The organism is Cyclobacterium xiamenense, from assembly GCF_042140265.1.
Classification (GTDB): domain Bacteria; phylum Bacteroidota; class Bacteroidia; order Cytophagales; family Cyclobacteriaceae; genus Cyclobacterium; species Cyclobacterium xiamenense_A.
Genome location: NZ_CP159481.1, coordinates 1,435,039 through 1,454,695 on the forward strand (window position 1 = coordinate 1,435,039; position 19,657 = coordinate 1,454,695).

At 49.9% G+C, this 19,657-nt stretch carries 17 protein-coding genes; 11 read left to right on the forward strand and 6 right to left on the reverse strand.

The window, feature by feature from the left end:
• Window positions 1–114: 114 nt before the first annotated feature.
• The 3 genes from otsB to ABWH99_RS06170 are packed head-to-tail and all read left to right on the forward strand — an operon-like array spanning window position 115 to window position 6,944.
• Window positions 115–1,668, forward strand: coding sequence for a trehalose-phosphatase (gene otsB / locus ABWH99_RS06160; RefSeq protein ID WP_375585416.1), 1,554 nt, complete (start codon window positions 115–117; stop codon window positions 1,666–1,668).
• Between the two features lie 52 nt (window positions 1,669–1,720).
• Window positions 1,721–4,120, forward strand: coding sequence for a glycoside hydrolase family 65 protein (locus tag ABWH99_RS06165; RefSeq protein WP_375585417.1), 2,400 nt, complete (start codon window positions 1,721–1,723; stop codon window positions 4,118–4,120).
• Between the two features lie 37 nt (window positions 4,121–4,157).
• Window positions 4,158–6,944, forward strand: coding sequence for a cation-translocating P-type ATPase (locus ABWH99_RS06170; protein WP_375585418.1), 2,787 nt, complete (start codon window positions 4,158–4,160; stop codon window positions 6,942–6,944).
• A gap of 99 nt (window positions 6,945–7,043) precedes the next feature.
• Here ABWH99_RS06170 and ABWH99_RS06175 read toward each other — a convergent pair whose 3' ends face one another.
• A complete protein-coding gene (locus ABWH99_RS06175) occupies window positions 7,044–7,244 on the reverse strand; it encodes a hypothetical protein (protein ID WP_375585419.1) in 201 nt (66 codons plus the stop codon).
• 338 nt (window positions 7,245–7,582) lie between these two features.
• Between ABWH99_RS06175 and ABWH99_RS06180 the strand changes: the two genes are divergently transcribed.
• The gene (locus ABWH99_RS06180) at window positions 7,583–8,314 is read left to right on the forward strand and encodes a DUF4397 domain-containing protein (RefSeq protein ID WP_375585420.1); all 732 of its coding nucleotides are present in this window, start codon (window positions 7,583–7,585) and stop codon (window positions 8,312–8,314) included.
• 133 nt (window positions 8,315–8,447) lie between these two features.
• Here the strand turns inward: ABWH99_RS06180 and ABWH99_RS06185 are convergent, their stop codons facing one another.
• The 3 genes from ABWH99_RS06185 to ABWH99_RS06195 all read right to left on the reverse strand — a co-directional run bounded on the left by ABWH99_RS06185 (window position 8,448) and on the right by ABWH99_RS06195 (window position 11,986).
• On the reverse strand, window positions 8,448–9,698 hold the full coding sequence (locus ABWH99_RS06185) for an NRAMP family divalent metal transporter (protein WP_375585421.1): 1,251 nt from the start codon (window positions 9,696–9,698) through the stop codon (window positions 8,448–8,450).
• A 169-nt stretch (window positions 9,699–9,867) separates the two neighbouring features.
• Complete coding sequence (locus ABWH99_RS06190; protein WP_375585422.1) at window positions 9,868–10,944, reverse strand: Ldh family oxidoreductase; 1,077 nt, start codon at window positions 10,942–10,944, stop codon at window positions 9,868–9,870.
• A gap of 76 nt (window positions 10,945–11,020) precedes the next feature.
• On the reverse strand, window positions 11,021–11,986 hold the full coding sequence (locus ABWH99_RS06195; protein ID WP_375585423.1) for an exopolyphosphatase: 966 nt from the start codon (window positions 11,984–11,986) through the stop codon (window positions 11,021–11,023).
• A 180-nt stretch (window positions 11,987–12,166) separates the two neighbouring features.
• Between ABWH99_RS06195 and ABWH99_RS06200 the strand changes: the two genes are divergently transcribed.
• A complete protein-coding gene (locus tag ABWH99_RS06200; protein WP_375585424.1) occupies window positions 12,167–13,234 on the forward strand; it encodes a M42 family metallopeptidase in 1,068 nt (355 codons plus the stop codon).
• A gap of 63 nt (window positions 13,235–13,297) precedes the next feature.
• Complete coding sequence (locus ABWH99_RS06205; protein ID WP_375585425.1) at window positions 13,298–14,278, forward strand: 2-hydroxyacid dehydrogenase; 981 nt, start codon at window positions 13,298–13,300, stop codon at window positions 14,276–14,278.
• Window positions 14,279–14,288: 10 nt separating this feature from the next.
• Here the strand turns inward: ABWH99_RS06205 and ABWH99_RS06210 are convergent, their stop codons facing one another.
• Window positions 14,289–15,164: a ZIP family metal transporter gene (locus ABWH99_RS06210; RefSeq protein ID WP_375585426.1), complete on the reverse strand. Its 876-nt coding sequence runs from the start codon at window positions 15,162–15,164 to the stop codon at window positions 14,289–14,291.
• 144 nt (window positions 15,165–15,308) lie between these two features.
• On the opposite strand from ABWH99_RS06210, the gene ABWH99_RS06215 reads away from it, so the two are divergent.
• The 5 genes from ABWH99_RS06215 to ABWH99_RS06235 all read left to right on the forward strand — a co-directional run bounded on the left by ABWH99_RS06215 (window position 15,309) and on the right by ABWH99_RS06235 (window position 19,323).
• Complete coding sequence (locus ABWH99_RS06215) at window positions 15,309–15,956, forward strand: metal-dependent transcriptional regulator (RefSeq protein WP_375585427.1); 648 nt, start codon at window positions 15,309–15,311, stop codon at window positions 15,954–15,956.
• A complete protein-coding gene (locus ABWH99_RS06220; RefSeq protein WP_375585428.1) occupies window positions 15,956–16,663 on the forward strand; it encodes a 2-C-methyl-D-erythritol 4-phosphate cytidylyltransferase in 708 nt (235 codons plus the stop codon). The genes ABWH99_RS06215 and ABWH99_RS06220 overlap by 1 nt, the downstream gene beginning before the upstream one ends.
• A 107-nt stretch (window positions 16,664–16,770) precedes the next feature.
• A complete protein-coding gene (locus ABWH99_RS06225) occupies window positions 16,771–17,520 on the forward strand; it encodes a LiaI-LiaF-like domain-containing protein (protein ID WP_375585429.1) in 750 nt (249 codons plus the stop codon).
• The gene (locus ABWH99_RS06230; protein ID WP_375585430.1) at window positions 17,520–18,578 is read left to right on the forward strand and encodes a sensor histidine kinase; all 1,059 of its coding nucleotides are present in this window, start codon (window positions 17,520–17,522) and stop codon (window positions 18,576–18,578) included. The genes ABWH99_RS06225 and ABWH99_RS06230 overlap by 1 nt, the downstream gene beginning before the upstream one ends.
• A 1-nt stretch (window position 18,579) precedes the next feature.
• On the forward strand, window positions 18,580–19,323 hold the full coding sequence (locus ABWH99_RS06235) for a LytR/AlgR family response regulator transcription factor (protein ID WP_375585431.1): 744 nt from the start codon (window positions 18,580–18,582) through the stop codon (window positions 19,321–19,323).
• Window positions 19,324–19,405: 82 nt separating this feature from the next.
• On the opposite strand, the gene ABWH99_RS06240 is transcribed toward ABWH99_RS06235, so the two are convergent.
• Window positions 19,406–19,627: a DUF2795 domain-containing protein gene (locus ABWH99_RS06240; RefSeq protein ID WP_010855875.1), complete on the reverse strand. Its 222-nt coding sequence runs from the start codon at window positions 19,625–19,627 to the stop codon at window positions 19,406–19,408.
• Between the last annotated feature and the right edge of the window lie 30 nt (window positions 19,628–19,657).

A 19,657-nucleotide genomic window follows, 5' to 3' on the forward strand; every position in this document is an offset into this window, starting at 1 on the left:
ATTGCCTGACTCGCTAATTGTCCTTGCAGGAATGTGTTCGTCGTACCTGGCCTTTCTCCGGGAAGCACTTCTAGTAACCCATTTTGCACCCTCAGCACCAATCGTACCAGCCAGATGTCAGAAAAATTAAAACCTACCATCGAAGCCATCATCCTGGATATGGATGGCGTGATCACCGATAGTGCCAGGCTTCATGCCCAGGCCTGGAAACAAATGTTTGATGCCTATTTGGAAAAACTTCCCGGCAAGCAACAGCCTCCCCTGGATCTCCCCGGGGATTACAAACAGTACATAGATGGTATATCCAGGCTTGACGGGGTGCGTACTTTTCTTCAATCCCGTAACCTGCATCTGCCGGAAGGCGATCCCGATGACGGGCCGGAAGCGGAGTCCGTAGTCGGTCTGGGCAAACGGAAAAACGCCTTTTTTTTGGAATTGGTGGAAAAGGAGGGAGTGGACGTATTTCCGGATACGCTGGAAATGCTGAAAACGTGGAAGAAAAAAGGGGTCAAGCTGGCGGTCATCTCTGCAAGCCAAAACTGCCGGAAGATTTTGGAATCGGCAGATCTGCTGCATTGGTTCGACGTCCGGGTAGACGGGGAGACGGCCCGCAGGGAGCAGCTTCCCGGCAAACCGGCACCGGACGTATTTCTCAGAGCCATGCAGGAACTACGCGCTAGTCCGGAGCATACCCTGGTCGTGGAGGATGCTATTGCCGGAGTTAAGGCTGCAAAACGGGGTCATTTTTCCCTTGTCATTGGCGTTGCCCGAAACGGAGAAGCCGAGGGACTCCTACACGCAGGAGCAGACCAAATAGTCAAACAACTTACAGAAATAGCTATCGACATGGAAACAACTAGCAGGGTACAACTACCCGACTCACTCCCGCATGCACTTGAGGGCATGCAGCAGATTTTTAGTGAAATAGGGGACAAAAAACCGGTTTTATTTTTTGATTACGACGGCACGCTCACGCCCATCGTGGATGACCCTGATGCGGCTATATTGACAGACGGCCATCGGCAAGTGCTCGCAGATCTGGCGGAGCAGTTTACGGTGGCCATCATCAGCGGCAGGGGATTAGCTGATCTGCGGTCAAAAGTCAGGCTGGACCAATTGATCTATGCCGGAAGCCACGGTTTTGAGATATCCGGACCCCATGGCCTGGAAATGCAATACGCGCCCGGACAGGAGATCTTACCGCAATTGGACGAGGTAGAAAAAGCGGTAAAAAAGCAGATCCAACGGATCGAGGGCTGCGAAGTGGAGCGGAAGAAATACGCCATTGCTGTGCACTACCGTAGGGTGGAAAAAACCCGGGTGAAGGAATTAAAGCAGGCAGTCCGGGAAGTATTGGAAGGTAGGGAGCAGTTAAAAGTAGGCAAAGGGAAAAAAATTCTGGAAATCAAGCCGAACCTGGACTGGCACAAAGGACATGCTTTGAATTGGCTATTGGATAAACTGGACCTGGCGCGATCGCGTTACCAGCCCATTTTTATCGGCGACGACATTACGGATGAAGATGCCCTCAGAGACCTGCGGGGAACCGGTATCCTGGTTGGTACGCATGGGGAAAAAACCCATGCAAACTACCGGCTGAACGATACCGAGGAAGTCTACGAATTTTTGGCGCGATTGCACCGCTGGCAAGCGCCCGACCCGAAGTAGTACAGGGGAGCAAGTGAAATCCGAATCGAACGAAAAAAGGTACTTAGTGAACATGAAGGATAATTTTAGCATACGTTACGAAGGGTGGAAGCCCAAAAAGCAAAAACTCAGAGAGGCCCTTTGCACCCTGGGAAACGGGTACATCGCTACCCGGGGAGCGGCAGAAGAAAGTCGGGCCGACGAGTTCAATTACCCGGGCACTTACCTGGCCGGAGGGTTTAACCGAGCCAGAACGGAGGTTTCCGGAAAAATAATTGAGAACGAAGATTTTGTAAATTTCCCGAATTGGCTTTGCCTGAATTTCAGGCCGGAAAGGGGTGAATGGCTTAACCTCAGCACCCAAAAAGTACTGGATTACGAGCAAAAGCTGGATATGAGGTCAGGAACACTGATCCGCGAGTTTCGTGTCGAAGATCGGACAGGGAGACGGACGGCGCTCGTCAGCAGGCGGATCGTCAGCATGCGGGACAAGCACATCGCGGCCATCCAATGGTCGCTGACGCCTGAAAACTGGAGCGGCAGCCTGGAGATATGTTCCGCCCTGGATGGAAACGTGATCAACGACAATGTTCCCCGATACCGAGCCCTGGAGAGTCGGCATTTAAAGCCCGCTGCGACAGAAAAAATCGGTGACAATGCTATTTTTCTATTGGCCGAAACCCGGCAATCTCAGATACTGATGGCGCAGGCTGCGCGAACGTCCCTTTATCAGGCTGAGCGCCAACTGACTCCTTTAATAGGCACCAACCAACGGGAGGGGTACATCGAACAGTTGTTGCGGATAGAGGTGAAGGAGGGGACCTCCTATACCCTGGAAAAGGTGGTGGGCATCTATTCAAGCAGGGACCGGGCCATTAGTCACCCGGAAATCGAAGCGAAAAAGTCGGTGGGACGTGCGGGTCGTTTTGAGGAGATTTGTGTACGGCACGCAGAGGCCGTTCGAAAGCTTTGGAACCGTGCTGATATCGGGGTGATCAACGGAGACCGCAATCAACAACTGCTTCGCCTGCATGTTTTTCATTTGCTCCAAGCGGTTTCCTACAATACCATCGGCATGGATGTGGGTGTGCCCTCCCGGGGCTTGCATGGAGAGGGCTACCGGGGACATATTTTTTGGGACGAGGTATACATTTTTCCATTTTTAAACCTGCGTTTTCCGGATATAACCCGCAGCTTGCTGATGTACCGGTATTATCGGCTGGAAGAGGCCCGGTTTGCCGCTGCGGAAGTGGGAAAACGAGGGGCCATGTATCCCTGGCAAAGTGGCAGCAATGGCCGGGAAGAAACACAGGTGGTACACCTGAACCCGAAATCCGGAAATTGGATCCCCGATAATACCCACCTGCAACGGCATATCAATTCAGCCATTGCCTACAATATCTGGAACTATTACCTCACAACGGAGGACCAACAATTTCTTTCCTTTTTTGGGGCGGAGATGTTTTTGAGCATCGCACTCTTTTGGGCGAGCATGACCACACATAACCAAGAAAAAGACCGATACGAAATTCACGGCGTGGTAGGTCCGGACGAATACCATACCTCCTATCCCGATTCCGAACAGCTGGGATTAAATAACAATGCCTATACCAATGTGATGGCCGCATGGGTGCTGCAGAAAGCACTCCATATACTGGACTTGATCGAGAAGAGCAGGCGCAGGGAGCTGATGAAGGAACTACAAATCACCGAAACCGACCTGGATTTATGGAAAGAAATCAGCAGAAAAATGTACGTACCCTTTCTGGACAAATACATTATCGCCCAGTTTGAAGGGTACGAAAAGCTGGAGGAATTTCCCTGGGAAGGATACCGGGAAAAGTACAAAGACATTCACCGGCTGGACCGGGTACTGGAAAGTGAGGGAGATAGCCCCAATCGCTACAAGGCCAGTAAACAGGCGGATGTGCTGATGCTCTTCTACCTGTTTACAAAAACGGAAATGGAGCGGATTTTTGACAACCTTGGACTTGACTATTCCGAGGAATTGGTATCAAAAAACATTGCCTATTACCGGGACCGGACCTCTCACGGGTCTACCTTGAGCCGGGTAGTATTTTCCTGGATTTTGTTGAAATACGATCAGCAGCAGTCCTGGGATAATTTTGAGACCGTGCTGGTCAGTGATTTTGAAGACATACAGGGCGGCACTACGCCCGAAGGCATTCACCTGGGTGCCATGGCTGGATCCCTGGATTTGGTGCAGCGGGCCTTTCTTGGGCTGGAAGTAGGAGAGGACGCCTTGTGGATCGATCCGCCCTTATTGGACCACCTGAAGAAAATATCCCTGCGGGTGCAGTACAGACGCCATTGGATCGCTGTCTCCCTGGATAACAAAAAACTACTGATCACTTTTGAGACCGGCTGGAAAAATGAAGTAAACATAGGCGTTCAAGGCAAAATCCATACGTTCAAACTGGGTGAAGTCAGAGAGTTTTTGCTCAACGAATAACCAAGGTTAGAGTGGCTAATAAAACCCGATACGTACCATGAAAAAAGCATCTGCATCCAACAGTATCGTAAACGATCCCTACCTGCAATCCGCCCAGGATGTCCTGCGGGCATTGGAGGTGGATCCGGAAGAAGGCCTGTCCGATAAGGAGGTAGAAAAACGGAGAAAGAAATTCGGGACGAATATCCTGGAGGATCGGAAAAAGGAAAGTGTCTGGCAGCTGCTGCTCGCGCAGGTGATGAATCCGGTTATCTACCTTTTGTCTGCGGCAGCTTTACTGGCCTTTGTTTTTGGAGATATCGCAGAGGGCATTGCCATCCTGGTGGTACTGCTGATCAATACATTTATTGGTTTCTGGATGGAGTTTAAGGCCCGGAAGTCGATGGAGGCATTGAAGGCGATAGACAAGATTCAGGCCAATGTCCTGCGTAACGGCGAGAAAAAGACCATTGATGCGGAGGCAATTGTTCCCGGGGATATTCTGCTGGTGGAATCGGGTGACCTGGTGGCAGCAGATGCCAGATTGCTCGCGGCCACGGAACTGGGACTAGACGAATCTCCCCTCACCGGAGAGTCCGTACCGGTGGCCAAAACACCGGAGACAATAGCGGATGAAAAACAAGTGGCCGACCGAACCAATATCCTGTTTAAAGGTACTGCCGTCACCACTGGTACCGGTAAAGCCGCCGTGTACGGTACCGGGATGCAGACCGAATTGGGGACGATTTCGGCACTTGTCGGGGAGGAGGAGAAGGACAGTACGCCTCTAAACAAGAAATTAAACCGGTTGACGAAGAACCTGATTTACGTGACCCTGGGCCTCGCGCTGGCCTTTCTGGTCGCGGGATGGGTAGCAGGTAAGGAAATTTACGAACTCATTCAAACCTCGATTGCCTGGACCATTGCCGCCATTCCGGAAGGACTTCCCATTGTGGCGAGCATTGCCCTGGCTCGTGGCATGCTGAGGTTGGCAAAAAAGAACGTCATTGTAAAAAAGCTGGAGGCAGTGGAAACGCTGGGAGAGACCACCGTCATTTTTACCGATAAAACCGGTACCCTCACCAAAAATCAACTGACCGCAAGCACCCTGGTATTTCCAACGGATACGCGATTGGCAATCGACTGGTCAGCCAATGGGGAAGTCGTGGTATCGGGACTGGATAAACCCGGGGAAAACAGGAATTTTCAGCACCTTTTTAAGGTCGCTGTTTTGGCAAACGATGCACAGTTGGCCAAGGAAGGGAGGGAAGGGGGCGATGAGTCGTTGCAAGAAAGCGTGAAGCCATCCACTTCTGAGCTGGATCCCGAATCGGAACCGCAAGCGGGAGCCGGCCTGGGCGACCCCCTGGAACTTGCCTTGCTCCATTTTTCCAAAAGTGTTGATTCGTCCCGATTCGAACGTTTGAGAGAATTACCGAGGGAGTTGCACGATCCCTTTGATTCCGAGGCCATGGTCATGGGAGCCGTGTACAAAGAGGAGGAATCGTACTATGTAGCAGGAAAAGGAGCCGCCCATGCCTTTCTGGATCGGTCCGGGAAAATTTTGGTAGACGGAGAAGTGAAAGCGTTGTCGGAGGAAGAAAAATCTCATTGGTCCGACAGGAACGATCAGTTGTCCGACGAAGGCCTACGGGTGCTGGCCTTTGGGTACAAAGTAATCGATCGGTTACCCGAGGGAGAGCAAGCGGAGGATTTTTTACGAGACATGATTTTTATTGGCTTGGTTGGATTCGTCGATCCGCCCCGGTTGGAAGTGTCAACCGCTATGGATACCTGCGCGAAGGCAGGAATCCGGGTGGTGATGGTGACCGGTGACCACCCGGGCACAGCTCGAAACATAGGAGAGAAGGTGAACTTAATCGATGAGCAAGCGGACGAGGTGGCGCTGGCCATGTCGGGAAAACACCTGAATGCAAAACTCGACGGAGCAGGCAGTGATGAGCTCGCAGCGGTACGCATTTTTTCCAGGGTAGATCCTTCGCAAAAACTAAATCTGATCAAATACTTTCAGGATCAGGGAGAAATTGTGGGCATGACGGGGGATGGAATCAACGACGCACCGGCATTAAAAAAAGCCAATATTGGGATTGCCATGGGCAAAAGAGGCACCCAGGTAGCACAGGAAGTATCGGACATGGTGTTGAAAGACGATGCCTTTGGGTCCATCGTGAAAGCAATCGAGCAAGGGCGTGTGATTTTTGGCAATATTCGGAAATTTATCATGTACCAATTGTCGTATCACCTAAGCGAAATCCTGATTATCGCACTGGTGAGCTTCAGCCTCTTTACCTTACCCTTGCTGCCTTTGCAGCTACTTTTCCTAAACATCCTCTCCGATGTATTTCCTGCCCTGGCTCTGGGTGTGGGGGAAGGCAATGCAGACGTGATGAGCGTTCCCCCAAAAGACCCCCGGGAACCACTTTTGACACGTGAGCACTGGATGCTGATTGTCGTCTACGCACTCGTACTTACGGCCAGTATTTCCGGGGCCTATTTCTTTGCCCATGCTGTTTGGGGCTTGCCAGAGGAAATTAGCAATAATGTGGCTTTTTTCAGTCTGGCTTTTGCCCAGCTGCTGCACGTATTCAACATGCGGGAAGGAAAGGAAAACGTGTTTTTCAATCAGGTGACGCGAAACAAGTACATTTGGATGGCCCTGGTGTTTTGCATGAGCCTGCTGGCGCTGGCATATTTCACGCCAGAAGTCAGCGAGGTGCTGTCCTTTCAACAAATGGAGGGCAGGGTTTGGGCGTTGATTGTGGGGGCCAGCTTTTTGCCGTTGATACTCATTCAGGCAATGAAGCAGATGAAAAAGGAGCTGTAAGGCAATTCAGAAAAAAGATTGGCGAGCGGAGGAAAAAAGTTCGTCCACCGCAGGCTTGGCGCGAGGTGGACGAAAACTGGTAGTTGATTGTGTTTTGTATCAGTTCTTTTTACCATTCGCCCAAACGGCAATACCGGCGGCTGTGACAACACCTACAAGGAGCAGTGCCAGGTTGATATCGCGTTGTGTTCGCTGAGCTTTTTTAAGGTAGCTCGCACCAAGGCCTTTCGAGGCGATAAAATCTTCTATTTTGTCAATTCGATCTTCTAATTCTACTTTTGCTTTTTTTGTTAAATCCATAATGTATTGACTTTTTTGGTTCGTTTGTATACCCGTACAACCGAGAAGTTAAATAAATAGTTCTGATTCTTGCGGTTTGATGTTCCTGCGCCATCCAATCTGAAATGTTGGTAAACCAGCGCCGGTGACGAAAAAAAGACCTGCGGAAGGTTTTTTTGACACTTGAATCAGGCGGTGCCGGAAAGGTACTGCCTGATTGTCTTGAAAAATCGGTACTTGCTCCCGATTGAATCTCGGGAAACTACAATCCCTTTTGTAGCTGGGGCTGGTTGGCACGGTGATTGTCGCTAGTATACCTGTTAGTGAATAAATTGATAAAATTAAATTTAATTAATGTTATGTTAGTAGTAGAAATAAGAAAAATGATAGAAAAATTCAGATTTCTACCAATTATTATGCTTGGGCTCTTTGTCGGAGTAATTTCTTCCTGTGATACAGACGATGAGGTAGTGCCGCTGCCGGAGATTTCTTACGTGGGCTTGTACCACGCTTCTCCGAATGCACCCTCACTTGACATATTGATGGAGAACGGACGGATCAACTATTATCCGCTCAGGTATGCGGATTACACGAATTACCTTAACTTTTACGCGGGAGAACGCACCATGCGGGTAAGTCCCGTAAGTGCATCCAATGTAGTGGTAGATACAACTTTCACCTTTGAAACAGGAGCGGCGTACTCACTCTTTTACATCAACGAATACGACAATATAAAAGCGATGCTGGTGGAAGATGAGGAAATGGCTCCTGCGCCGGGAGAAGCTGCGGTGCGGTTTGTACATTTATCGCCTGACGCTCCGGATGTAAACGTGGTTCGATCAGAAGAAGGTGAGGGAGAGACAGTGTTGATTGAAGATCAGGGATACCTGGGTGCTACTTCCTTTGTTACCGTAGACAGTGGGTTGCAGTCCTATCAAGTCAACCTGGCAGATACTGGCGAAGAAGTGTTGTCCATTCCGGATCTAAATCTACGGTCCGGTGGCGTGTACACCATCGTGGCCAGGGGATATGCCAGCCCACCTGCTGGAAACACCAATAACTTAAGTGCGGATATATTAGTAAATAATTAATGTCCGCCCAAGCTAGAAAAAATAGTAAAAGCCTGCTTCCTGGATTTTCCGGGGAGCAGGCTTTTTTTATTCAAAGCTACGTTTTTTTCAATGGTTGCGGGATGCCCTACCCCTCAGGGGATTTTAAGGAATATCAATAGAAAAGGTAGTACCCGCCCATGCCCAACGAAAACAGCGTAAGAAATCCAATCCCCATCAGTGAAATCACATGCGTGATTCGGCCCGGACGTTGGTTTGTCAAGAGGTGTTCGCTAAAAACCAGCCGGTAATTGAGATAGGCAATGACGGGAGCGATTAAAAAAGAGATAATAGTCGCAAGGTTGATCAATTCGGTAAAAGAGGTCATAAAGAAGCGGATGGTAACAAATCCGCCCAGTCCGATCAGTCCAATCCAGAAGAGGTACTGGCTTCGGCTTTCGGGTTTGTTTCGTAAAATCGCCACCGCTCTCGCCGTCGATCGGGCGTAACCATCCATCACACCAATGCAGGTACCCAACATGATCGTGAAGCCTGCGGCTGCAATGATCGGAAAGGTCCATGCCCCCAAGTTGGCTGCATACAGGCTCACTACTCCAGAAGCAAAACCCACGTTGTCATTGGGAAGCGTGCGTTCATTTCCGAAAAGAAGAAAAGCCCCCATTACTACAAAACAAATGGAGAGCGTCGCAGAAACCCAATAGCCAAGGTTGAATTCAAAGACGGTTTCCTTTACCGTTGGCCGGTAGCCGCTTTGCTTGATACGCTCCGTTGTCCACAAGCTGTTCCAGGTCGAGGAGTCGATAGCGGACGGCATCCATCCCATGAGAGCGATAATAAACGGTAAGGTAGCCGGACGTAGTAAGTCGGTCAGAGGCTGCATCACCAACGGATTTTCGGGCCCTCTGAAAAGCGCAATAAAAAAGGCCAGCAAGGTACTGAGGAGCATAAATGTACCAATAACTTTGATGCCAGCATCCAGCAGCGCATAGCGGCCCAGTGCCAGAAAAGAAAACGTAAAGGCAAGTAGGATCAACGAAGGGAGGTAATAATATGCACCGGGGACCTCAATTCCGAAAAGAAACTGCAAAAAACCGGCCGCAACATAGGTAACGGCGGCATTTACAAAAAACATGGAAAGTAAATTGATGCCCAGGTACATTTTAAGGAAGCCAGGGTGCAGGAGGTAGTACCCGTCGATCAGGGATCGCCCGGTAGCGGAGGCGTACCGGGAACCAAATTCAAATGTGGGCCATTTAAACAGGTTGGCAGCGATGATAAAACCTACCAACGCAAAACCGAATTCCGCGCCGGCGCGCGTGCTCTGCACGAGATGGGAAACGCCGATTGCCGTGCTGGCAAATAAGATTCCGGGTCCGAGGGTTTTAAAAAAGGCCCCAGACTTCATCGTTGAGAAATTTTTTCTAGCGGAACAAAAGCGCCATCGGCGCGGCCCAGGAGACAGACGATCCGACCGATGCTCTTGAAATAACGCCTGTCTCTGATCCGTCGAGTTGAATTCGAGGGAGCCGCGGAGGAAGCGAGTGGCTGAAGGCTACTCCTGGGCGAGGGATTTCTCAGGCGATCCATTCCACATCAAATTTTTCTCCCAGTGCCTTCAGGTCAGCCACTACCGGTTCCAGGAGGGGAATACCTTCCTGCATGCGTTGTTTTTCCAGTTCCCGTTCCGGGTCTCCCGGAATCAGCACCTGCTGCTGACCCGCTACCGGCTGGGCTTGCCGGAATCTTCCGATCCATTGATCCATGTGGGTTTTGAATTCCTCGGCCGGTCGAAAGGCATCGATGCGCATGGCGCCAAAGAAATGGCCAAGTCCTTCTCCGACCGGATGGGGGTGCGGTTCCAGAAAGGCCACAAAAGGCGGAACCCAGGGACCATAGTTCGCTCCGGAAAGTACTGCCGAAAAGATGTCCACCACCGACCCAAGTCCGTATCCTTTATGAGACCCGTGTTCCCGATCGCCGCCCAACGGCAACAAGGCGCCCCCGTTTTTGACGCCAAGCGGGCTGGTTGTCGGTTTCCCTTCCCGATCCTGGATCCATCCCAGGGGTGCTTCCTGTTGTTTCCGTTGAAGTATTTCCAATTTTCCGTTGGCGGCGGTGGTTGTCGCCATATCGAGCACAAAAGGGGGTTGTTTGTCTGCAGGAATAGCAACGGCAATGGGATTCGTGCCCAGCATGCGTTCTTTCGAAAATGTGGGGCTCACCAGCGGGCTGGCATTCGTTAGGGAAATTCCAATCATGTCGTGCTTTAGCGCTTCCATGGCATGAACCCCGGCGATTCCGTAGTGGTTCGAATTCTTCACCGAAACCCATCCAGTCCCAGCTGTTTTTGCCTTATCAATGGCCACTTGCATGGCAAAAGGTGCAACCACCAGGCCCAGACCTCCGTCTCCGTCGACTACCGCAGTACTGGGTGTTTCGTGTACGATGCGCAGGTTTGGACGCGGATTGATTCGATTGGCTTCCCAGAGCCGGACGTAGCCCGAAAGACGGGCCACCCCGTGGGAATCCACACCCCTGATATCGGCCGACAACAGCACGCGGGCCGCAGTGCTGGCGTCCTCTTCGGTACAGCCAATTTTTTCAAGAATACGTTTGCTGAAACTTTCTAAATGAGCGAAGCTAAAATTCATACATGAAGCGGAAAGGGGTACGTATACGGGTGCAAAAATGCAAAAAGTAAAAGTAAGGGAAAAACAATGCGGGCTTTTATTCCCCGATCCCAACGGTAAGCACCGAATTTACGCCGATCCCTTCCAGGATTTCCGCCAATGCACCTTCCTTGAGCGAATAGGTGGAGCATAGCATGTCCTGGGACTCAATTTGACGCAAGATATAGCGGATCAGACAGGAAGCCACCACGATCATGTCCACCCGCATGGCGATCATACCGGGGATTTGGAGCCGATCCTTTTTGGGCAATTGGATCAGACGGTCGGAAATTTCATAAAACGCGTCAATGGGCAAGCGATGGCGCCGCAAATCCCGGCGTTTTTTTTCCTGACGGGAGGCCATGTAAATATCGGTAAGCGTGTCAAAGGTACCGGAAGCTCCCACCAGCTGGCGGGGATGAAATTCCCGAATGGCCGCCAGTAATGGCCGAAGCTGTTGTGATAAATACTGGTAAAGCTTATCAATCTCCTCCCTGGAAATCGGATCCTGGTAATGGAACCGGTCGAGCATGCGCTGCCCGCCAATTTCAAAGCTCCCTTTCCAATGAACGGCGTCTTTATTTCCGATGATGAATTCCACCGATCCACCTCCGATATCCATCATCAAGGCATTGCTGGTGCTGAGGCAGCCGCTCATGCGTATTCCTTTGTAAATCAGTTCCGCTTCCCGCTCTCCATCAATCACCTGAACGGTAATTCCCGTCTGCTTCCGGATCAGTTGGACAAACTCCTCTCCATTTTCCGCGTTGCGTACGGCACTGGTGGCGAAGGCAAAAACCGGCTCGATGCCTTCTCCGCAAATAAGCTGATGAAAGTGCCGAAGGGTATGCAGCGCCCGTTTTTGGGCATCTGGAAGGATAAGGTTTTGCTGGATGCCTCCTTGTCCGATTTTAACGGGCACCTTTTCCTTGTATAGGGTTTCAAAACCTCCTTCACCTAGTGCAACCATGAGTAAATGGAAGGTATTGGTGCCCATGTCGATGACTGCGGCCTTATTTTTCATGAACTTGGTTTTCAAAACTTTCTGCGAATATAGAAAGTTTATCCAAAAACCAGCCTACCCCGTCCCGTATAATCGAAAAATAGGCAGGAAATGCCGCGGTGGTTTTTTTAACCCCATCTTATCTGTAATTTTATCCCCTCCTGGCGCAAGCCTGGATTCATTGCAAACAGAAAACGAACCATGAAGACAAACGAAAAATTCCTGTATCAATACCTTAACAATGCATCTCCTACCGGTTTTGAGGCTTCGGGTCAGCAAATTTGGCTGGATTATATTCGACCATTTGTCGACGATTATTTCACGGATGCCTACGGAACGGCCGTGGGTGTGATCAATCCAAAAGCAGACTTCAAGATAGTCATTGAGGCACATGCGGATGAAATCAGTTGGTTTGTTAATTACATCACTCCGGAGGGATACATCTACGTCATCCGAAACGGAGGATCGGATCACATGATTGCTCCGTCCATGCGGGTAAACATCCACACGGATGACAAGGTAGTTCCGGGTGTGTTTGGATGGCCGGCCATCCACGTGCGTGACAAGGCCAAAGAAGAGACACCTAAAATGGAAAATATCTTTATCGACGTCGGCGCCCGTTCTAAGGAAGAAGTTTTGGAAATGGGGATTCATGTGGGCTGTGTGGTGACCTTCAAAGATGAATTGACTGACCTGAACAATAAGTTTTACTCCGGAAGAGCGCTTGATAACCGCATTGGCGGATACATGATCGCCGAAGTAGCCCGAAAAATCCACGAGAAGAAAACGAATTTGCCGTTTGGGCTATATGTCGTTAATGCCGTGCAGGAGGAAATCGGGTTGCGCGGGGCGGAAATGATTGCCGCTTCCATCAAACCCAATGTGGCCTTGATTACGGACGTCTGCCACGACACGACTGCCCCCATGTACAATAAAATCACCAGCGGTGACTATACTGCCGGAAACGGCCCGGTATTGACCTGCGGAGCAGCCGTTCACAAAAAACTGTTGGATTTGATTATTGATAGCGCCAAAAAGCGAGACATTCCCTTTCAACGTTCCGCCTCCTCCAGAAGTACTGGGACAGACACCGATGCCTTTGCCTATTCCAACGGGGGGGTTCCATCGGCATTGATTTCCCTTCCATTAAAATACATGCATACCACCGTGGAGACGGCAAGTAAAAAGGATATCGAGTACGTCATCGCACTAATGATCGGTTTTCTGGACGATTTTGATCAGACATTCGATTTCCGCTACGTAAAATAAAAAGTCAAAATGACCGCGGCAAGCCTCCTGGCAGGGGCTGGCAGCGATCCAACCCATTTGTCTATGAAAGTATTTATCAATAAAATCATTCCGGCTATCGGATACCGCATGCTGGAAGAAGCGGGTATTGAGTACACCGTATGGAAGGAAAAGCCCATTTTGGATAGAGGACAGGCCATTCGGTTCTGTAAGGGGCACGACGCGTTTTTGAGTGCCGGGCAGTCGGGTCTGGACGCAGATTTTTTTGAACAATGCCGGCATTTAAAAGTCCTGGCTTTGCATTCGGTGGGATTTGACGGAGTAGACATAGCAGCGGCGACCCGGCAGGGTATACCGGTTGGAAACACCCCAAACGTATTGAATAAGGCCACGGCGGAAACTGCCCTTTTGCTAATGCTCACCGTAGCCCGTAGGGCCTTGTATCATCACAAAAGAATCAAAAAGGGGCAATGGGGAATTTCCCAGCCTACCGAAGGACTGGGCATTGACCTGGCAGGGAAAACGCTCGGGATCGTCGGCTTGGGTAGGATAGGTGCCGAACTGGCCCGCATCTGCACCCAATCCTGGAACATGAAAATTCTGTATCACAACCGCGGTGAAAACAAGGAGGCCGAACGGGACTTTGGAGCCAGACGGGTAAGCCTGGACCAGCTGTTGGCGCAAAGTGACGTCGTCTCCGTGCACACGGCGCTTACCGAGGATACACGAGGGATGTTTGGGTTGGAACAGTTTAAAAAAATGAAACCCTCCGCGATATTCATCAATACAGCCCGGGGCGGGGTGCACAACGAAGTAGCATTGACCCAGGCCCTCCAGCAGGGAATCATTTGGGGGGCAGGGATCGACGTAACCAATCCGGAGCCCATGCATGCCGACAACCCCTTGCTTGACATGGACAATGCCGTCGTGTTTCCGCATATCGGTTCCGTTACCAAGGAGACCCGAGATGCCATGACCCGTTGTGCTGTGGAAAATATCATTGCAGGCTTGCAGGGGAAAGAGTTGCCCTATCCGGTAAACCCCGAGGTTTACAAAAGGAGCTAAGACGGCTAAATCAGCCCAGGGCTACATCCAGAATCATCATGATGGTGAAACCTACGACAAATCCAAGGGTGGCCAAATCGGTGTTTCCGGCCTGCTGGGTTTCGGGGATGACTTCCTCAATGACCACAAAAATCATGGCTCCCGCTGCAAAGGCAAGTGCATAGGGAAGTACGGGGGTAAAGATGGTGATGGCAGCTGCTCCCAATACCCCCGCCATTGGTTCCACCAATGCGGAAGCCTGGCCAAAGAAAAAGCTTTTTCGGCGACTCATCCCCATGCGGCGCAGCGGTACGGCCACTGCGATTCCTTCGGGAAGGTTTTGTAGCCCAATTCCCATAGCCAGGACCACGGCGCCGGCGATGGTGGCTTCTGGCATGGCTGAGGCAGCTCCTCCAAACAAAACTCCAACCGCGAGCCCTTCTGGAATGTTGTGCATGGTAATGGCCAAAACCAGCAAAGTGGTTTTCTGCCAGGGGGTTTTGATCCCCTCTGTCTTTTTGAAATTGACATGAAGGTGTGGCAATACTTTATCCAGAAAGAAAATAAATAGCGAGCCTCCGACAAAACCCAGCGCAGCGGGCACCACTTTGACAAAACCCTCTCCCTCGCTCATGCTGATCGCCGGAGCCAGTAAACTCCAAAAACTCGCGGCAATCATCACCCCACCTGTAAATCCCAGCATTGCGTCCAATAGCGGGCGATTCATTTGCTTGAAGAAAAAAACAAACCCGGCTCCAACGGCTGTTAGCAACCAGGTGAAGAGGGTAGCGAAAAAGGCCGCCTTTAGGGGCGAAATACTAGCCAAATAGTCAATAATCGTGTCAAACATACGGTGTAGGTATTGAATAGCGCCGGCATTGGGTTCCTGTTTCGCCGAATCAGGCATGCGTGTGGACCATTACCGGATCTTGGACGATCTCAAAGCAGAGGTATCCTCCATCCGCAATTAGTTAAGACAAATTTATATAGTTAGCATTGACTAACAAATTTATTTCAATAATTTTTTATCTTTGTTCGTAAAGTTTCGCGCATGAACAGCCAATCCATAGAAAACTACCTGAAAGTGATTTTCAATCAGGCCATCGTCACCGATGAAGTCAACACAACAGGTATAGCCCAGGCGCTGGAAGTAAGTTTGCCCTCCGTCAATAGTATGGTCAAAAAACTAGCCGGTATGGGTCTTTTGGAATACGAAAAATACAAACCACTCAAAATTACACAAAAAGGACGCCAGACCGCTGCGATGATCATCCGAAAGCACCGGTTGACCGAAATGTACCTGGTCGAAAAGATGGGGTTTGGATGGGAAGAGGTACACGATATCGCGGAGCAACTGGAGCACGTACAATCTGCGGCTTTCTTTGACCGGATGGATGAATTGCTGGGTCACCCACAGCGAGACCCACACGGTTCGCCCATTCCCAACAAACAGGGGCAGATTGCTATTTTGGAATACCGAATGCTTTCCGACTGCAAACCGGGGGAAAAAGTAGAACTGAAAGCGCTCGGACATACTTCCGATGAATTTCTAAAATACCTGAATAGCAAGGAGCTTTCTCTGGGCGTGCGGGTACAGATCGTGGAGGTAGAGGTGTACGACAAAAACATGACAGTGGCCTACGCGGGACGTCAGGAGGTACTCTCGGCCTTGGTATGTTCTAAACTACTGGTAAGTTGATGTCCGCCGTTACAGAGAAGCAGCCCAGGTATGCCGTCATTGTTGCCGGGGGAGCGGGTACGCGAATGGGTACCGAGATTGCCAAACAGTACCTACCCATCGGAGGTATACCGGTATTGATGCATACCCTCACTCGCTTTCACGCTCTTGATCCGGGTATTCAGCTGTATTTGGTCTTGCCAGAGGCGGATTTTTCCTTTTGGAAGAATCTCTGCGAGAGGTACGCCTTTGCCGTTCCGCATCGATTGGTGAAAGGTGGGAAGACCAGGTTTTGCAGCGTACGCAACGGGCTGGAAAGTATTTCCGGCGCTTCCGGTTTGGTGGCCATACACGATGGGGTGAGGCCCTTTGTGGACGTACAGGTAATCCTGCGGAGCTATGAAGTAGCCGCCGATGTTGGCAGTGCCGTGGCCGCGGTTCCATTAAAGGATTCCATCCGGGAAATGCTCGGCTCTGAAAAATCCGTATACCGAAACCGGAGCCAATTTCGGCTCGTACAGACCCCTCAAACCTTTCAGCTTTCAAAAATTAAGAAGGCATTTGCAGCAGGCGAGCAGGATTTTTTTACGGACGATGCCACGGTCTTTGAACACATGGGATGGGAGGTTTGTCTCATACCGGGAAATCCGGAAAACATTAAATTGACCAGTCCCGAAGATCTTGATTTTGCGGAATACCTGCTGAAAAAGCGGAAAAGCAGCGTTTAACGACCGATTCAGGTCACTTATCGATTTTCTTCGGTGCTTTATAGATAGCCACTGTATTCCATTCAAACGATCCGTTAACTTGCTTCTAAAATAAAACAAATCAACAGATGAAAAAGAATCGAAATGGAAATCATGCATTGGGAGTGCTGATTTTGGTTATTGGCGCATTGCTGTTACTAAAGCAGGTCGGTGTATTTATTCCCGGCTGGATTTTTTCCTGGCCGATGATCCTGATCGCGATAGGGTTGTATTCCGGTTACAAAAACGGCTTCCAGAATACCGGGTCGGTCGTGCTATTGATCATAGGAGGCTTCTTTCTATTGAGGGACAAGGTTTTTTTACCTTTCGAACTTGGCCCCTACCTGCTGCCGCTGGCACTTATTTTTCTAGGATTGTTTATTTTATTTAAAAAAAACAAAAACCCGACGATCAATTGGAAAGACTGGGAGGGCAACTACGATAAGTGGGAAAAGAAACTTCGCACCGGGAATGATTCGGAAGGCGCCCAGGTAAATAGTTCCGACTATCTGAACGTAGAGGCCTTGTTTTGCGGCCTGACGCGCAAAGTCATGTCCAAGCAATTCAAGGGAGGGGAAATAACCACGGTTTTTGGGGGATCCGATATAGACCTGATGCATGCGGATATTCAGGATCAGGCAGTTCTCAAGGTATCGGTGGTATTTGGGGGAGTAAAGCTCATTGTGCCACCTCATTGGGACGTGCAATTGGGCGTCAGCAATCTGGCGGCGGGAGTCGACGACAAACGTCACTTTCACCAGGCCAGTCCGGATCCGCAAAAAAGGCTGGTGATTTCGGGCTCGGTGATTTTTGGCGGGATAGAGATAACTTCCTACTAGTGAATAGAATTCCCATGGTAAACCAACCAAAAATTGATCGGCTAATCGGTGAGCCCCTTGACCACCTGGCATTTTTGCTGCTGGTATTTTTGGGGATACTGCTCTGTTCTTTTTATTGGCACCAACAATGGGAATGGGCGATACAGGATGCAATTGCCAGTACATTGGCCTTTGGTGCGGGCGTTTTCCTACTTAACCTGCTTCTGTACTACTACCCCATCGGAAAATTCAAAACCTGGCCAGCTTTAATGTTTTCCCTGGTACTCAGTATCGCGCTTGTTTTTTGTTGCCGGTTACTATGGAAGAGTACCTTTTTGGGAAATCAAGAGTTTTTAGTCCTGTTTGAAGCCTCCCTTCCACTCAGGGTGATTGTTGGGCTGTTGTTATTCCATTTGGTAGGGTTGATCATCCTGTCTGGCAAAAGCTCCGTAAACGAGCTCCAATTGATGCAGCATGGAGAGTTGCGCCAAAAGCTATCTGCAGATGCGGAATTGCATTACCTGCGGCAACAGATGCAACCGCATTTCTTATTCAACAGTCTGAATTCCATCAACGCCTTGCTGGCAAGGCAACCGGAAAGGGCCCGGGAAATGGTGCAAAGACTCGCTGATTTTTACCGGGAAAACCTGAACAAAGACCCCCGGAAATGGGAAAGCTTATCCCGGGAAATGAGGGTAATCGGCCAGTACCTGGAATTGGAGAAAATCAGGTTTGGTCAGCGCCTTTCCTACGAACTTGTCATTCCGGACGATGCAGAGGGGTTAAAACTGCCGTCGCTTCTGATCCAAACCCTGGTAGAGAATGCGGTAAAGCACGGTTTGTATGGGGTAACAGGTGATATTTTGATCCGCATTGCCGCAAAGCGCGAAGGGCATCAGCTGGAGATAACGGTGCAAAACCCGACCGATAATCTCTCGGGAAAGCCCAGTGGAACCGGATTTGGTCTGAAAAATTTGGACCGAAGGTTATTCCTTATTTTTGGAAGAAAAGACTTGCTGCAAATTCGGAAAGAAGGTGGGCTTTTCAGTGCAACCATTAAAATCCCTCAAAGGACCTGAGATGATACGATGTGTGATTATTGATGACGAACCACTGGCCCGGGAGCTATTAGCGGATTACCTTTCGTCCTTTCCTGAGGTGGAGGTGGTAGGCGCGTTTCAGGATGGATTTGAAGGATTTAAAGGAATCACCGAACAAAAGCCGGATTTGGTGTTTTTGGACATTGAAATGCCAAAAATAAATGGATTTGAGTTGCTGGAGCTACTCGACGAACCCCCTTGCGTGATTTTTACCACTGCTTACGATAGCTATGCGATTCAGGCCTTCGAACGACAAGCAATCGATTATTTACTAAAGCCGTTTTCCGTAGACCGCCTGCGGAAGGCGCTGGAAAAGGCGCATAGGCAGCTGCTTGAGCCCGGAGAATTATCTTCCAGGCTTTTTGCGCTCCATGAAGAGCCTCCTATCCGGGAGTACTTGAACCGGGTCGTTGTCAAAACCGGTACCAGAATCCATATCCTACCCGTGGATGCGATTACGGTTTTTTCCGCTGAGGGAGACTACGTAAAGATTGTTTCCGAAGGAAAAGGCTACCTGAAGCTGGGCACCATGGGATATTTTGAAAAAGTGTTGAACCCGGAGGAGTTCACGCGGATTCATCGATCCCATTTGGTCAATGTTTCCATGATCAGTAAAATTGAGCCCTTTCAGAAGGAGAACTTCCTTGCTTACCTGAAAGACGGCACCCAACTACCGGTGAGCAAAAAAGGTATGAGTAAGTTGAGGAAAGTGCTTCGTATCTAGGATGCAAGGCAAGTCGAGGGACAATTGGATCGCCTTTCAAAAAAATAAGCAAAAAAGCCTTCCACTGGGGAAGGCTTTCGGTTTAATATTCGTCTTCATTAAAGAAGAAGTCATCTTTTGTCGGATAATCCGGCCAAATCTCCTCTATGTTTTCATAAGGTTCGCCGTCGTCTTCCAACTCCTGAAGGTTCTCTACTACCTCCAGGGGTGCTCCCGATCGGATAGCAAAGTCAATCAACTCATCTTTAGTGGCAGGCCACGGAGCGTCTTCCAAATAGGAGGCAAGTTCTAAAGTCCAATACATAGTCTACACAAATTTAAACGTCCCCTTGAA

Coding starts and splice junctions, on each gene's coding strand:
- ABWH99_RS06175 (WP_375585419.1), bottom strand. CDS start 7,244: ATGGATTTAACAAAAAAAGCAAAAGTAGAATTAGAAGATCGAATTGAC.
- ABWH99_RS06205 (WP_375585425.1), top strand. CDS start 13,298: ATGAAAGTATTTATCAATAAAATCATTCCGGCTATCGGATACCGCATG.
- ABWH99_RS06215 (WP_375585427.1), top strand. CDS start 15,309: ATGAACAGCCAATCCATAGAAAACTACCTGAAAGTGATTTTCAATCAG.
- ABWH99_RS06180 (WP_375585420.1), top strand. CDS start 7,583: ATGTTAGTAGTAGAAATAAGAAAAATGATAGAAAAATTCAGATTTCTA.
- ABWH99_RS06200 (WP_375585424.1), top strand. CDS start 12,167: ATGAAGACAAACGAAAAATTCCTGTATCAATACCTTAACAATGCATCT.
- ABWH99_RS06170 (WP_375585418.1), top strand. CDS start 4,158: ATGAAAAAAGCATCTGCATCCAACAGTATCGTAAACGATCCCTACCTG.
- ABWH99_RS06210 (WP_375585426.1), bottom strand. CDS start 15,164: ATGCCTGATTCGGCGAAACAGGAACCCAATGCCGGCGCTATTCAATAC.
- ABWH99_RS06235 (WP_375585431.1), top strand. CDS start 18,580: ATGATACGATGTGTGATTATTGATGACGAACCACTGGCCCGGGAGCTA.
- ABWH99_RS06240 (WP_010855875.1), bottom strand. CDS start 19,627: ATGTATTGGACTTTAGAACTTGCCTCCTATTTGGAAGACGCTCCGTGG.
- ABWH99_RS06165 (WP_375585417.1), top strand. CDS start 1,721: ATGAAGGATAATTTTAGCATACGTTACGAAGGGTGGAAGCCCAAAAAG.
- ABWH99_RS06220 (WP_375585428.1), top strand. CDS start 15,956: ATGTCCGCCGTTACAGAGAAGCAGCCCAGGTATGCCGTCATTGTTGCC.
- ABWH99_RS06185 (WP_375585421.1), bottom strand. CDS start 9,698: ATGAAGTCTGGGGCCTTTTTTAAAACCCTCGGACCCGGAATCTTATTT.
- ABWH99_RS06225 (WP_375585429.1), top strand. CDS start 16,771: ATGAAAAAGAATCGAAATGGAAATCATGCATTGGGAGTGCTGATTTTG.
- ABWH99_RS06195 (WP_375585423.1), bottom strand. CDS start 11,986: ATGAAAAATAAGGCCGCAGTCATCGACATGGGCACCAATACCTTCCAT.
- ABWH99_RS06190 (WP_375585422.1), bottom strand. CDS start 10,944: ATGAATTTTAGCTTCGCTCATTTAGAAAGTTTCAGCAAACGTATTCTT.
- otsB (WP_375585416.1), top strand. CDS start 115: ATGTCAGAAAAATTAAAACCTACCATCGAAGCCATCATCCTGGATATG.